Below are 14,395 nucleotides of genomic sequence, written 5' to 3' on the forward strand. Positions count from 1 at the left end.
GGTGAGCAATCCCGTTTTCTTCAGCGGTGCCGGGTCGCTGGACGAGCTGGTGCCCGGTGCCCGTTTTGTCCTTCAAGGGCCGGAGGCACGCCACGCCGTGACCGTAAAACGGCTATCTCCCGGAGAAGCAGTGGACATTGCCGACGGCGCCGGAAAGCGGCTGACAGGAACTGTTGTCTCGGCGTCGCCCGCGGAGCTCACCGTGGAATGCTCCGCCCTCGTGGTGGAGGACCGGCCCGATATCCGGCTGGTGCTGGTGCAGGCCCTGGCCAAGGGGGACCGCGATGAAATGGCCGTGGAAACGGCAACCGAACTCGGGATCGATGCCGTAGTTCCCTGGCAGTCCGAGCGATCAATTGTCCGCTGGAAGGGTGAGCGCGCGGCCAAGGCCCACGCAAAATGGCAGTCCGTGGTCACTGCCGCCGCCAAGCAGGCACGCCGCGCCTGGATCCCCGAGGTGCGCGCCGCCGTCGAAACGCCAGGCCTTGGGGCGGCCGTGGCGGCAGCGGATCTGGCCGTAATCCTGCACGAAGACGCGGTCCGGCCGCTCCGGTCTGTCCTGGAAGCATGGCAGGGCAACCAGGCTGGCGCCGGACCCCTGGAAATTCTGCTCATCGTTGGCCCGGAAGGCGGAATCAGTCCTCGCGAAGTCACCCGGCTTTGCGACGCCGGCGCCGTGACGGCGCTCCTGGGACACCACGTCCTGAGGTCATCCACGGCCGGACCGGCAGCGGTTGTTCTGGCGAGCGATGTACTGGGACGCTGGACAGCCCCGGTATCCTGAGGCCGCCTGCTGCGCATGCTGCTACCGGACGTTGAAGTTCCGCGTATCCACATTCAGCTCCTGGCTGGTGCCGGCCGCATCCACCTGCGAAACGCGGAGCTCGTAACTCCCGGCGGACAGGCTAAGGGCAAGCGTAAACACTCCGGACTGGGCCGCTTCCGCAGCTGCAGTGGTCTCCCCGGTGAGGTAGGGCGTCTTGTTCCCGTTCGCTTCGGCCCGCAGGATCTGCCAGCGGAGCTTACCGCCCGGAACGGTGCTGCGGCCGGTGATCTTGACGCTTCCGCCGGCCAGGTCCGTCCCTTCCTGCGGATCGATGATCCACACGGGCGCCACCATTCCGGCAGCTCGGGACATGGGGGCGCCAAGCTGGACGTGGTCGAAGGCAACGTAGTCGGTGTGGCTATCCACCAGGATCCTGACCTGGATCTGCTGGCCGGAATCGATCAGGCCGGAACTCGCAGCCGCTGCCGTAGCGGTAAAGACCAGCTGCTGAATGGCGCGGCCGGCCATGTCGGCGTCGAGATTGCTGTTAAAGGCATCCTCCGAGACGTCGACGGTAATGACGTTCTTGCCGGAGATGGACGAGGCGAGTTTCTCGGGATCCTGCCAAGGCGTGAAGAAATCCGGGTCCAGCGGCTTCTCGGACATCATGGCCCGCAGGGCGCGGGTCACTGGATTCTCCTGCTCCGGCACGTCCCGGAACTCCCGGTATAGGAACACGTTGCTGTTGCTTCGGCCAATCCAGTAGACCGGTGCCTTATTCGAGGACTGTGTAGTTTCCAGGGGCGCACTGGTGGAAGGTGCTCCGGGGGAGCCGGTGGCGGCAGCACTGGAGTTTGCCGTCAGGTTGGGCTCAGGGCTGGGTTCCGCGATACAACCGGTGAGAAGGAGGAATGCTGGCAGCAGGCCCAGGAAACGTTGCGGACGAAAACGCGGCGCGACGCGTTTGGAAGTGAGGGGGGTAGCTGTTTCCGGCATTCTCGTGGCCCTGTCCTTCCTGGCGGTGAAATGGTGAGGCCTGGGCCTCGGGAGCCGGTCCCCCTGACGGCCTTGATTTCCAGCATCGCATAGCCAGCCCCGCCAAAAGGACCGAATACGGGCGGGCGGCGCAACTGCAACGGGAACGATATGAGCCCGATATGAAGTTGATACCTAATGACGCCGACCGTCCCGCAGTAGGCCGGTGACGGGAGCCCTCGCCGGAGACCACCGGGCGCTGCTGGGAGGCGCCGCCTGGCGTAAGATGGAAGGACTCCGCTGGCTCCGGCGTGCTCGGCAACAGCCCCGTCCACGCAGCAGTCGGCGGCATTTAAGTTTCGAACTGGAGGAGACCACGGGCCTGCGGGCCAGCACCATGACTGAATCAGCGAACGGAAAGCGCCGGCTCAATACTGAACGCGCCGCCGGAGAATTCCCCCATTCACTTCCCGGTGTTCGGACGGAGGTGGTTCTCTTCGACAACTCCGATCAGATGGTCCAATCGCTCGGCAGCCATGATGAGGCCTTGCGTTACATAGAAGAGCAGTTCCCGTCCGTTAACTTCCACGTCCGTGGAAACGAACTGTCCATGAGCGGCCCTGCCGACGAAGTTCCCCGCATCATGCGGCTGCTGCATGAAGTTCGCGGTCTCGTGGCCCGTGGCACAGTCATCAGCCCCGCGGTGTTGCAGCAGCTCGTCTCGTTGCTCCGCAGCCAGTCATTGCAGAACCCTGTGGACGTCCTCACCCATGACATCCTCTCCAGCCGGGGGAAGACCATCCGGCCCAAGACCCTGAACCAGAAGAACTACGTGGACGCGATTGACGCGAACACGGTGATCTTCGGGATTGGCCCTGCAGGTACGGGCAAGACGTACCTCGCGATGGCCAAGGCTGTCCAGGCGCTGCAGCAGAAGGAAGTCAGCCGTATTATCCTGACCAGGCCTGCCGTCGAGGCCGGCGAACGGCTGGGATTCCTGCCGGGCACCCTGAGCGACAAGATCGATCCCTACCTGCGCCCGCTGTACGACGCGTTGCACGACATGATGGACCCCGAGGCCATCCCGCGCCTGATGGCCGCCGGGACCATCGAAGTGGCGCCGCTGGCTTACATGCGGGGGCGCACGCTCAACGACGCCTTCATCATCCTGGACGAAGCGCAGAACACCACACCGGCACAGATGAAGATGTTTCTTACGCGTTTGGGCTTCGGGTCCAAAATGGTGGTCACCGGAGACGTCACCCAGGTGGACCTTCCCTTCGACACACGCTCAGGTCTGCGGATCGTGGAGGAGATCCTGCAGGGAATCGAGGACGTGAACTTCACCATCCTGGACTCCACTGACGTGGTCCGCCACCGTCTTGTGGGTGACATCGTGCGTGCCTACAGTCTCTGGGACGATCTCCAGCGGAACAAGGTGAAACACTCGGTGAGCCGGGAAAAGCGGGGGGAAAACGCGTGAGCATTGAGGTCAACAACGAGTCCGGCATCCAGGTTGATGAAGCGGAGCTTGTGTCACTGTCCCGGTACGTTTTCGAACAGCTGTATATCCACCCGCAGGCTGAACTCTCCATCCTCCTGGTGGATGAACCAGCCATGGAAAAGCTCCACATCGAGCTTATGGACGAGCCGGGATCCACAGACGTGCTCTCGGTCCCCATGGACGAACTGACCCCCGGTACACCGGACCGGCCCACCCCGCAAGGGATGCTGGGTGACATTGCCGTGTGCCCCCAGGTCGCGCAGGTTCAGGCCGTCAACGCAGGGCACTCCCTGCAGGATGAAATGTTGCTCCTGACTACGCACGGGATCCTCCACCTGCTCGGCTATGACCATGCAGAGCCCGAGGAAAAGGAAGAAATGTTCGGCCTCCAGCGCCAGCTGCTTTCCGGCTTCACCGGCAAAGAAGCACCTGCCGAGACCACGCAGTGACGCCCCTGCTCCTTGTCGGCATGGCCCTGGCGTTCCTCGGTACCGCTGCACTCTTGACCGCAGCCGAGGCCGCGTTCACGTTCCTTTCCCGGCATGACGCCGAAGACGCCCTGCTGAAAAGCCGCGGAAACGCCATGAAGCGCATCCTGGCCCAGCCGGTGGCGCACATCCGGGCCTTGCGGTTCTGGCGGGTCTGGTTCGAGATGGCTTCAGCCGTAGCGGTGGCCGTCCTGCTCCACAGCCTGCTGGACAACGTCTGGCTGGCCGGGCTGGCCGCCACCGGAATCATGGCCCTGCTCGGCTTCGTCATCGTCGGCGTTTCCCCACGGCAGCTCGGCAGGCTCCATTCGGCCGCAGTCGTCCGCTCCACAGCACCGCTGATCAGGTACCTGACGTGGGTCCTCGGACCCATCCCGGGGTGGCTCGTGGCGCTGGGCAGTGCCGCCGCTCCCGGCGCTCCGGCGGGTGATGACGCGTTCTTCAGCGAACAGGAATTCCGCGAACTTGTGGACCGCGCATCCGAATCGGACATGATCGAAGACACCGAAGCTGAAATGATCCAATCAGTCTTTGACTTCGGCGACACCCTGGTGCGCGCCGTGATGGTGCCCCGGACGGATATCCTCAGCATCGACGCCGGCTCCAGCCTCAGGCGGGCCATGTCAATGTTCCTGCGGTCGGGCTATTCGCGGATCCCCGTTATCCGCGACAACACGGACCAGATCCTCGGAATCGTCTACCTCAAGGACGTTGCGGCGACGCTCCATGAGCTCGGACCCGACGACGAACAGCCCCCGGTCGAAGCCCTGGCCCGCGAGGTCCGGTATGTCCCGGAGTCGAAGCCGGTGAGCGATCTGCTGCGGGAACTGCAGAAGGAGTCAACACACGTTGCCATCGTGATCGACGAATACGGCGGCACGGCCGGCCTTGTCACCCTGGAGGACCTCATCGAGGAAATTGTCGGCGAAATCGTGGACGAGTATGACACCGAAAGCGCCGAGGCCGTGGCCCTGGGCGGCGGTTCCTACCGGGTGAGCGCCCGGATGAGCATCGACGACCTCGGCGAACTGTTCGACATAGAGCTCGACGACGACGAGGTTGACACCGTGGGCGGGCTGCTGGCCAAGGCCCTGGGCCGCGTTCCCATTGTGGGCAGCCGCGTGGTGGTGGGCGGCATCTCGCTGCTCGCCGAACGGCTCGAGGGCCGCCGCAACCGCGTCAGCCACATCATTGCCTCGGCAGTACCAAAAGCAGACACTGACCTTGAAGACCTCCTCGAAGAGGCGAAAGCAACCCAGCAGGGAGTTCCACGTGAGCAAGAAAAGTAATCGTCCGGCCAACCCGGATTCGGCCGCAAAAGACTTCGGCGGCTACAGGGCAGGCTTTGCGGTCCTCGTGGGGCGGCCTAACGCAGGAAAATCAACCCTGACGAACGCACTGGTGGGCCAGAAGGTGGCGATCACCTCCGCAAAGCCGCAGACCACGCGCCACACCATCCGGGGGATCGTGCACCGCGATGACGCCCAGCTGATCCTGGTGGATACCCCGGGCCTGCACCGCCCCCGCACGCTGCTGGGAAAGCGGCTGAACGAACTCGTCGCCGACACCCTCGCCGAGGTCGACGCGATCGGCTTCTGCCTGCCCGCCAACGAGAAAATCGGCCCGGGCGACAAGTACATCGCCGCCCAGCTCGCCGCCATCGGCAACAAGCCGGTCATCGCGATCGTCACCAAGGCGGACACAGTGGACCGGCAGGCGCTCACCGAGCAGTTGCTCGCCGTCGCAGCACTGGGCCGGGATGTCATCGGCGAGGACGGCTGGAAGGACATCGTCCCGGTCTCCGCCACCGACGGCTTCCAGGTGGACACCCTCGCAGACGTCCTGATCAGCCACATGCCGGCGTCGCCGCCCCTTTATCCGGACGGTCACCTGACGGACGAGCCCGAAGCCGTGATGATCGCCGAGCTCATCCGGGAAGCTGCCCTCGAAGGCGTCCGCGACGAACTGCCCCACTCCCTGGCCGTCGTCGTCGATGAGATTGTTCCGCGTGAGGGCCGGCCCGAAGACAGGCCCTTCCTCGACGTCCGGGTTAATCTCTATGTGGAACGTTCGTCCCAGAAGGCCATCATCATCGGCAAGGGCGGTGCACGGCTCCGGGAAGTCGGCACCAACGCACGCAAGGGGATCGAGGCGCTGCTCGGTGCCCGCATCTACCTTGACCTGCATGTGAAGGTGGCCAAGGACTGGCAGCGCGACCCGAAGCAACTGGTCAAGCTCGGCTTCTGACGCTGCCCCTTTCGCTTTACCCGGCCGTCGTCGGGAAGTTCCCAGACTGGGCAACTAAAATAGGCCGGATTCAATTTTTTCGAGGAAGGTACACCACACATGGGGCGAGGCCGCGACAATCGCGAGTACGGAGCTGACGCGTCAGCCGGGACCGGTCCGGTGTCCCGCCACGCTGATGCCACCGCCGTCGGCGTTGCCCGGCATCTCGGATCCCGGAGCCGGATGCCGGCCTGGCTGAAGGTGACCACTGCGGTGGTCACCATCCTGGTTGTCGGCGGTCTTGGCTACGCAGGCTACTGGTATTTGCGGTTTCAGTCGAACATCACCACGGCACCGCTGAACGCCGGTGGCGCGGCGAACCCATCGGACGACAAATCGGGCCGGATGCAGATCCTGATCCTTGGCTCTGATACCAGGGACGGCGCAAACGCGGAGTACGGCGCCGTGGAGGACTCAACAGGTTACGGCAAATCCGACGTCATGATGCTGATGGACGTATCGGCCGACAACAAGCGCGTCAGCGTCATCAGCTTCCCCCGGGACCTGCTGGTCGATATTCCGGAGTGCACCGACCAGAAGACCAAGCGGACGTATCCTGCCCGCAGCGGTGTCATGATCAACGAGGCCATGAATGAAGCCGGCATCGGCTGCGCCGTAGACACCGTCAACAAGCTGACTGGCATGGAGATCGATCACTTTATGATGGCGGACTTCACCGCAGTGAAGGAACTCTCCAACACGGTGGGCGGCGTTGACGTGTGCATCAGTGACGCGGTCTATGATCCTGACTCCCGGCTGCGCCTGCCGAAGGGCACGTCCGCCGTTCAGGGCGAAATGGCTCTTGCCTTCCTGCGGACCCGTCATGCCTTTGCTGACGGCGGCGACCTGGGCCGGATCAGGGCACAGCAGGGATTCCTTTCCTCCCTCACGCGCAAGATCAAGGACGACGGCACGCTGTCTGACCCCTCTAAGATGCTGACCATTGCCGATGTTGTGACCAAGAACCTCACGGTGGATGAGGGGCTGGCCTCCGTGCCGTCGCTCGTGAGTATCGGTAGCCGGCTCAAGGACATCGATATCAGCAAGGTGGCGTTTGTGGCCGTGCCCACCGCGCCGGCAGTCACGGACATCAACCGCCTGCAGATTGCCGAGCCCGCAGGGTCCCAGCTCTTTGCGGCCCTCCGCGAGGACGTGGACCTCACGGATCCGACAGCACCCACAACGCCGTCCCCGGCGCCGACGGAAACAACAACCACCCCAACAGAAACAGCCCCGGCGGTGCCGCCGTATGACAAGGCGCTGCAACCAGTCACCGTGGCCAACGGCAGCGGCGTCCCGGGACGCGCCCAGGAAATCGTGCAGGCGTTGATCACCGGCGGCTTCACCCAAGCCGGGCCGTTTGAAGCCACGGCGGTGGCGCAGAGCGTTGTCTACTACGGTACGGAATTCGCCGACGTCGCAGCTGACGTGGCTGCGATGCTGGGGATCCCGGCCGCGCAGGTCCAGTTGGCACCTCGCGTCGCGGGAGTCCAGGTCTACCTTGGAACTGACTTCACCACCGGGGCAACCTACGGAGCCGGTGCTGGTGGCGCCCTGCCCGAGGACATCGTCAACCAGACAGCCGGCGATACCGTGTGCCAGCAGGCCAACCCTGTGCTGATCGTCCAGGACTGACGGCCGCACCACAGAAGACAGCACCTCAGAAGACAGCACCTCAGTAGACACACAAGAGGCGGGGCCAGACGGCCCCACCTCTTGTGTGTCCTGGAGAGTGATTACCAGATGCTGACGCGAGCGTCCTGCGGCATCCACATGCCATCCTGGTCGGTCACGCTAAAGGCCTCATGGAAGGCGTCCAGGTTCTTGGCGATGGCGTTGGTCCTGAACTCGTTGGGGGAGTGGGGATCCGTGGCGAGCCTCCTGATGGCCTCTTCGGACCGGATCACCTGCCGCCAGCCGGCTGCCCAGGACGCGAAGAACCGCTGCTGCCCCGTCAGTCCGTCCAGAACTTCCGGTTCCTTGCCGTCAAGGCTGAGCAGGTAAGCCTTGTAGGCGATGGTCAGGCCACCGAGGTCGCCGATGTTCTCCCCGAGCGTCAGCTTGCCGTTGACGTTGTGCCCCGGCGCCGCATACGGGGACAACTCGTCGTACTGTGCCACCAGCTTGGCTGTGAGCTTCTCAAAGGCCGTCCGGTCATCCTCGGTCCACCAGTTCCGCAGCGCGCCGCCGCCGTCGAACTGCGACCCCTGGTCATCAAAACCGTGGCCGATCTCGTGGCCGATCACCGCTCCAATGCCACCGTAATTAACGGCGTCGTCGGCGTCGGCTGTGAAGAACGGTGGCTGCAGGATAGCGGCAGGGAAGACGATCTCGTTGAGCATCGGGTGGTAGTACGCGTTGACCGTCTGCGGTGTCATGAGCCACTTGTTAAGGTCCACGGGTTTGCCCACCTCATCCAGATGGCGGTCGACGTCGGCATTGTGGGCCCGCTCAACGTTCCCCAGAAGGTCCAGCGGGTCGATTTCCACAGCTGAGTAATCGATCCACTTGTCGGGGTAGCCGATCTTGGCGCGGAAGGCCTCCAGTTTCCGCAGCGCCTCGGCCTTTGTTTCCTCACCCATCCAGGCAAGACCGGTGATGGACTGCCGGTAGGCCTCGATCAGGTTGGCCACCAGGGTCTGCATGCGGGCCTTGTGGGTTTCGGGGAAGTGCTTCGAGACGTAGATCTGCCCAACGGCCTCACCGAGTGCAGCTTCGACGACGGCGACGGCCCGCTTCCAGCGGTCCTTGTTCCGGGGCGTGCCGCTGATGGTTGTACCGTAGAAGGCAAAATTGGCATCCACGAACTCGGAGGACAGGTACGGCGCGGCGCCGTTGACGACCCGCAGGGCCAGCCACTCCTGCCACACGGAGAGCGGTTCGGACTCCAGCAGGCCGGCGGCCCCGCTGAAGAAGTCCGGTGTGCTTACTACGATCTCGTTGCGCTTGTCGGCGTCGATCCCGGCAGCTTCGAACCAGGTGTTAAGGAGCGGGAACAGGGTGGCCGCTTCCTCAGCGGACTTGAGGTTATAGGTCTTCTGCGGGTCGCGCAGCGTGACGTTGTCCCAGTGGTGGGATGCGAGGCTGGTTTCGAGGGCAACGACGCGTGCGGCCGCAGGCTCCGGATCGGCCACTCCGGCCAGACTGAACATGGTCCTGACATGCTCGCCATAGGCCTTGACCATGGGGGCGAACTTCTCTTCCCGGTAGTAGGACTCGTCCGGCAGTCCCAGGCCGCCCTGGCCGGTGTAGAGCAGGATGCGGTCCGGGTTGCCAGCGTCCGGAGCCGGGTAGATATAGAAGAGGCCGGACACGTCTGACCGGAACAGCCGCCCGGCCAGGGCCACGAGATCAGCAACCGTGCTGGTGGCAAATACCTCGGCAAGCCGCCCGCGGATGGGCTCCATGCCTTTGGCCTCCACTGTGGCTTCGTCCATGAAGCTGTTGTAGAGCTCGCCCACTTTTCGTTCTATCCCGCTGGCGGCTTCACCCTTGGCAGCTGCTTCCTCGATGATGTCCCGGACCGCGATCTCCGCTCCGTCGCGCAGCGCGGTGAAAGTTCCCTCGAGTGGCCGGTCATCCGGAATTTCCGTGGCCTTGAGCCAGGACCCGTTCACGTGCTGGTACAGGTCATCCTGCGGCCTGACGGTGTGGTCAATGTTGGACAGATCGATCCCCGAGATGGGCACAGATGCTCCTTCGTGTGACGTGCCGCGGCCGGCGCTGGCACCGGCGCGGCGTCTGCATGTTGGACGATAAGGACGGTGGTGCCCTCTCATCTTACGCACGCGTGCTACCCTCAAATGGTGCGCGCAGAGCTCCTTCTTCTTAGCTGCCGCGGCGAGGCCTCAGACGCGATTTAGCGCAAGGCCCACCCTCGTCGCGGAGTTTGTGTTGCCCGGCCACCTTTCAGATAAGAACCACAGAAAAGGCCCCGATACTAATGCGAAACGCACAGAAGTCCTCCGGAATGCCAGCCCACCGCTACCGTCCTTTCCAGGATCAGATCACCGTTGAACTGCCTGACCGCACGTGGCCGGACAAGGTCATCACCAAGGCCCCGCGCTGGTGCGCTGTGGATCTGCGTGACGGCAACCAGGCGCTGATCGACCCGATGAGCCCGGCCCGCAAGATGAAGATGTTCGATCTGCTGGTCCGCATGGGTTACAAGGAAATTGAAGTCGGCTTCCCTTCTGCCTCGCAGACCGATTTCGACTTCGTCCGCCAGCTCATCGTCGGCAACCACATCCCGGACGATGTCACCATCCAGGTCCTCACCCAGGCCCGCGAGCACCTGATCGAGCGGACGTACGAGTCCCTGGTCGGCGCCAAGCAGGCGATTGTCCACCTGTACAACTCAACGTCCGTCCTGCAGCGCCGTGTGGTGTTCAACCAGGACCAGGACGGCATCCTCGACATCGCGCTCCAGGGCGCCAGACTGTGCAAGAAGTACGAGGAAACCCTCGTTGACACGCACGTCACCTATGAATACTCGCCGGAGTCGTTCACCGGAACTGAACTGGACTATGCCGTCCGGGTCTGCAACGCCATCGCCGACGTTTTCGAGGCATCCGCCGACAGCCAGGTCATCATCAACCTGCCTGCCACCGTGGAAATGGCCACTCCGAACGTGTACGCCGATTCCATTGAGTGGATGAGCCGGAACCTGCACCCGCGTGAAGGCATCATCCTGTCCCTGCACCCGCACAATGACCGGGGTACCGGCGTGGCCGCCGCCGAACTGGGGTACCTGGCCGGCGCGGACCGGATTGAGGGCTGCCTGTTCGGCAACGGCGAGCGAACCGGCAACGTGGACCTCGTCACCCTGGGCCTGAACATGTTCGTCCAGGGCATCGATCCCATGATCGACTTCTCCGACATCGACGAGATCCGGCGCACCGTGGAGTACTGCAACCAGCTCCCCGTCGCCGAGCGTTCCCCCTACGGCGGCGACCTCGTCTTCACCGCTTTCTCAGGCTCGCACCAGGACGCCATCAAGAAGGGTTTCGAGGCGCTGGAGAAGGATGCTGCCGCCGCTGGCAAGGACGTCGCGGACTTCACCTGGCAGGTCCCGTACCTGCCCGTTGACCCCAAGGACCTGGGCCGCAGCTACGAGGCCGTCATCCGCGTCAACTCGCAGTCCGGCAAGGGTGGCGTGGCCTACCTGCTCAAGAACGAACACAGCCTGGACCTGCCGCGCCGCGCCCAGATGGAATTCTCCGGCGTCATCCAGAAGAAGACCGATACCGTGGGCGGCGAAGTCAGCGGCGCTCAGTTGTGGCAGCACTTCCAGGACGAGTACCTGCCCTCCAGCCAGGCGGAGGGCCAGTGGGGCCGTTACTCACTCGGTTCCGTCAGCACCGAAACGGATGACGATGGCGGGATGACCCTGCACGCCTCGCTCACCGTTGACGGTGTCCAGGCCCGTCGCACGGGCACCGGAAACGGGCCCATCGCCGCGCTGTTGAGCATCCTGCGCGAGGACGGCGTGGATGTCCGGGTGCTGGACTACAGCGAGCATGCCCTTTCGGAAGGCGGCAGCGCCATGGCCGCAGCCTACGTCGAGTGTGCCGTGGGGGAGCGGGTCCTGTGGGGCGTCGGTATTGATGCAAACACCAGCATGTCCTCGCTCAAGGCCGTCATTTCCGCAGTCAACCGTGCCATCCGGGATTCCCGGGCCTGATTCGGAACACGTTGCGCGCCGGGGTTCCCGGCGCGCAACGCACCGGCATTGCCGGCTTTCCGGAACTCAGTGCGAAGATTAACCGTGGTCCAAAAATCCTTTGCTGCCCGGTCCTACCGGGATGACGCCGTGGTGCTCCGTACCCACAAGCTGGGCGAGGCTGACCGCATCATCACGCTGCTGACCAAGCACCACGGCCAGATCCGCGCCGTCGCGAAGGGTGTGCGGCGGACCAGCAGCAAGTTTGGGGCGCGGCTGGAGCCGTTTATGGTTGCCGACCTGCAGCTGGTCTCCGGAAAGACACTGGACATCGTCACGCAGGCTGTTGCCAAGGGCGCATACGGCAGCAACATCGCCGCAGACTATGGCCGCTACACCGTTGCAGCAGCCATGACCGAAACTGCGGAAAAACTCACCGACGTCGACGGCGAAGCCGGCACCGCCCAGTACAACCTCCTGGTGGGGGCGCTGGCCTCGCTGTCCCGGGCCGAGCACGCGCCTGGACTGATCCTGGATTCGTATCTCCTGCGTGCCCTTTCCACCGGCGGCTGGGCTCCAAGTTTTACCGACTGCGCCCGCTGCGGCCGGCCCGGTCCGCATACGGCCTTTTCGGCTCCGCTCGGCGGTATGGTCTGCGGTGACTGCAGGCCACCCGGTTCGCCTGCGCCGGCCGCAGAGACCGTCGTGCTCCTGGCTGCGCTGCTGACCGGGGACTGGACGACGGCGGATGGCTCGGACGTGCCGCACCGACGGGAAGCTGCGGGGCTGGTGGCCGTATACCTGCAATGGCACCTTGAACGTGTCCTGAAATCCCTCAAACATGTGGAGCGTGGCTGACAGTGGCCTTGGGAAAAAAGAAGAGTCCTTCGCGGCAGCGGACCACCCCTGTGGTGGCACCGTATCCGCACCCGTCCGGCGCGGTTGCCCCGGCGATCCCCGCAGAATTCATCCCCCGCCATGTTGCCATTGTGATGGACGGCAACGGCCGTTGGGCCAACCAGCGGGGCCTGCCGCGGATCGAGGGACACAAAGCCGGCGAGCCCGCCCTGCTGGACGTGATGGCGGGCGCTATCGAACTAGGCATCGAATACGTGAGCGTCTATGCGTTTTCCACCGAAAACTGGCGCCGGTCAGCCGAAGAGGTCCGCTTCCTGATGGGTTTTAACAAGGACGTGCTACGAAGGCAGCGGAACCAGCTGGACGACTGGGGTGTCCGCGTGCGGTGGTCCGGCCGGCGTCCCAGGCTGTGGGGCTCGGTGATCCGCGAACTGGAAGAGGCCGAGGAATTTACCGCGGGCAACAGCACGTGCACGTTGAACATGTGTGTTAATTACGGCGGCCGGGCGGAAATCACGGACGCCGTATCGGCTATCGCCGCCGAGGTTGCCGCAGGCCGGCTCAAACCCGGGGCCATCACCGAGAAAACCATCCAGAAGTACCTGGACGAACCGGACCTGCCGGACGTGGACCTGTTCCTGCGGAGCTCCGGGGAGCAGCGGCTCTCCAATTTCCTACTCTGGCAGTCCGCGTATGCCGAGTTCGTCTTTATGGACACGCTGTGGCCCGACGTCGACCGGCGGACCCTGTGGGACGCCGTCGAAATCTACGCCCGGCGGGACCGGCGCTACGGCGGCGCCGTCGACGCCGCACCGGGTTCAGCCGTACCGTAACCCCGGAGCCAGCGGGCGAGCCGCGCATAGGCGTCTGCCCGCACTTTGGCAGGGGAGAGGAAGACGTCGTGGAGCGCGCCGTCGATCCGTTCCACCGTGACGCTGCGCCCCAGTGTCAGGGCGCGGAGGGCGATGATGTTGACGTCCAGTACCGCGTCGGTGCGCCGCATTTCCTCGGACCAGAACGGCCCGGTGGCGCTTCCCCGGGACAGCAGCACCAGGATGGGTACGTCGATGTCCAGGCCACGGGCCACCTTGGTGTGGCCGGCCAGGATGGCGCTGAGCCAGCCCGCGCGGAGGGGAAATGCCATGGGCGGACGGAACCTGTCGTCAAGCGGCCACTCGCCGTCGGCTGAACTGCTGATGGTCCGCCAGTAGAACCCCCGCTCGGGCAGTCGCAGGACAGCCTCCGGCCGGAACCGCGCCACGGGTCCCACCATCGTGGACGCAGCACGGCGGACCAGCGAGCTGCCGTGCATCTCCAGCCAGGGACTGTTTAGCACCAGCTGGGAGGCCGCTCCGGGGTGGTTGCTGACCCAGAGGGCGGCCACCAGGCCGCCGGTGGAGTGGCCCATCAGCGTGAGGGAGGCCTTGCCTTCCAGTTCCGGCGTGTGCGTGTCGGCCCGGATGATGGCGATGGCCGCTTCGATCTCGGCGTCATAGTCCGCCAGGTTCGCCACGTAGCCGCCCGGCGTTTCCGGGCGCAGGCTGCGGCCGTGGTTGTGCATGTCGAGGGCGTAGAACTCGTAGCCGCTGTGTGTCCAAAACTGCGCCAGGTCCACATTGAAGAAGTAGTCGCTCCAACCATGGAGGAACAGCACTGTCCGGCGCCGGCCGGTGGCTGCCGGTTCCTTCGCCGGACGGAAGCGCACCAGCGTGGCGGTGCGCTGGACGCCGTCTTCGCCCCCGGCCTCGAAGGTGCAGGCTTCGAAACCAGCACCGAGGATATCTGGCTGCCACCTCATGGCTTTATGCTAGCCGGAGCCGCATGTATGGCGGCCCGGTTTGGTCTGGACCGTCCGA

Annotated in this window: 12 protein-coding genes; 9 read left to right on the top strand and 3 right to left on the bottom strand. The window is 64.4% G+C overall.

Translation table 11 applies throughout. From position 1 onward, the window contains the following. Nucleotide 1: 1 nt before the first annotated feature. A complete protein-coding gene (locus NG697_RS15390) occupies nt 2–784 on the top strand; it encodes a 16S rRNA (uracil(1498)-N(3))-methyltransferase (RefSeq protein ID WP_252607984.1) in 783 nt (260 codons plus the stop codon). A 21-nt stretch (nt 785–805) separates the two neighbouring features. Here the strand turns inward: NG697_RS15390 and NG697_RS15395 are convergent, their stop codons facing one another. After that, nucleotides 806–1,762, bottom strand: a complete 957-nt coding sequence (locus NG697_RS15395; RefSeq protein WP_252614600.1) for a GerMN domain-containing protein — start codon at nt 1,760–1,762, stop codon at nt 806–808. Between the two features lie 376 nt (nt 1,763–2,138). Between NG697_RS15395 and NG697_RS15400 the strand changes: the two genes are divergently transcribed. The 5 genes from NG697_RS15400 to NG697_RS15420 all read left to right on the top strand — a co-directional run bounded on the left by NG697_RS15400 (nt 2,139) and on the right by NG697_RS15420 (nt 7,654). After that, complete coding sequence (locus NG697_RS15400) at nt 2,139–3,224, top strand: PhoH family protein (protein ID WP_252607982.1); 1,086 nt, start codon at nt 2,139–2,141, stop codon at nt 3,222–3,224. Next, nucleotides 3,221–3,694 (top strand): rRNA maturation RNase YbeY, encoded by a 474-nt coding sequence (ybeY, locus tag NG697_RS15405; protein WP_160671087.1) that lies wholly within the window; start codon nt 3,221–3,223, stop codon nt 3,692–3,694. The genes NG697_RS15400 and ybeY overlap by 4 nt, the downstream gene beginning before the upstream one ends. After that, the gene (locus NG697_RS15410; protein ID WP_252598864.1) at nt 3,691–5,022 is read left to right on the top strand and encodes a hemolysin family protein; all 1,332 of its coding nucleotides are present in this window, start codon (nt 3,691–3,693) and stop codon (nt 5,020–5,022) included. Before ybeY ends, NG697_RS15410 begins: the two co-directional genes overlap by 4 nt. Continuing rightward, on the top strand, nt 5,006–5,980 hold the full coding sequence (era, locus tag NG697_RS15415) for a GTPase Era (protein ID WP_056340115.1): 975 nt from the start codon (nt 5,006–5,008) through the stop codon (nt 5,978–5,980). The genes NG697_RS15410 and era overlap by 17 nt, the downstream gene beginning before the upstream one ends. A gap of 99 nt (nt 5,981–6,079) precedes the next feature. Continuing rightward, nucleotides 6,080–7,654, top strand: coding sequence for an LCP family protein (locus NG697_RS15420; protein ID WP_252598863.1), 1,575 nt, complete (start codon nt 6,080–6,082; stop codon nt 7,652–7,654). A gap of 101 nt (nt 7,655–7,755) precedes the next feature. Here NG697_RS15420 and NG697_RS15425 read toward each other — a convergent pair whose 3' ends face one another. Next, nucleotides 7,756–9,708: a M13 family metallopeptidase gene (locus NG697_RS15425; RefSeq protein ID WP_252598862.1), complete on the bottom strand. Its 1,953-nt coding sequence runs from the start codon at nt 9,706–9,708 to the stop codon at nt 7,756–7,758. A 254-nt stretch (nt 9,709–9,962) separates the two neighbouring features. Here NG697_RS15425 and leuA point away from each other — a divergent pair, with 254 nt between their 5' ends. From leuA to NG697_RS15440, 3 genes are all read left to right on the top strand, one after another. Further along, entirely contained in the window at nt 9,963–11,702 is a 1,740-nt protein-coding gene (gene leuA / locus NG697_RS15430; protein WP_058932427.1) for a 2-isopropylmalate synthase, read from the top strand. Nucleotides 11,703–11,786: 84 nt separating this feature from the next. Continuing rightward, nucleotides 11,787–12,539, top strand: coding sequence for a DNA repair protein RecO (recO, locus tag NG697_RS15435; protein WP_252598861.1), 753 nt, complete (start codon nt 11,787–11,789; stop codon nt 12,537–12,539). A gap of 2 nt (nt 12,540–12,541) precedes the next feature. Beyond that, nucleotides 12,542–13,372 (top strand): isoprenyl transferase, encoded by an 831-nt coding sequence (locus NG697_RS15440; RefSeq protein WP_252598860.1) that lies wholly within the window; start codon nt 12,542–12,544, stop codon nt 13,370–13,372. On the opposite strand, the gene NG697_RS15445 is transcribed toward NG697_RS15440, so the two are convergent. Further along, nucleotides 13,327–14,337, bottom strand: a complete 1,011-nt coding sequence (locus NG697_RS15445; protein WP_252598859.1) for an alpha/beta hydrolase — start codon at nt 14,335–14,337, stop codon at nt 13,327–13,329. The two genes, NG697_RS15440 and NG697_RS15445, sit on opposite strands and share 46 nt — an antisense overlap. Nucleotides 14,338–14,395: the final 58 nt, after the last annotated feature.

The organism is Pseudarthrobacter raffinosi, from assembly GCF_023913835.1.
GTDB lineage: Bacteria > Actinomycetota > Actinomycetes > Actinomycetales > Micrococcaceae > Arthrobacter > Arthrobacter raffinosi.

Coding starts and splice junctions, on each gene's coding strand:
- NG697_RS15395 (WP_252614600.1), bottom strand. CDS start 1,762: ATGCCGGAAACAGCTACCCCCCTCACTTCCAAACGCGTCGCGCCGCGT.
- NG697_RS15400 (WP_252607982.1), top strand. CDS start 2,139: ATGACTGAATCAGCGAACGGAAAGCGCCGGCTCAATACTGAACGCGCC.
- NG697_RS15420 (WP_252598863.1), top strand. CDS start 6,080: ATGGGGCGAGGCCGCGACAATCGCGAGTACGGAGCTGACGCGTCAGCC.
- leuA (WP_058932427.1), top strand. CDS start 9,963: ATGCGAAACGCACAGAAGTCCTCCGGAATGCCAGCCCACCGCTACCGT.
- NG697_RS15445 (WP_252598859.1), bottom strand. CDS start 14,337: ATGAGGTGGCAGCCAGATATCCTCGGTGCTGGTTTCGAAGCCTGCACC.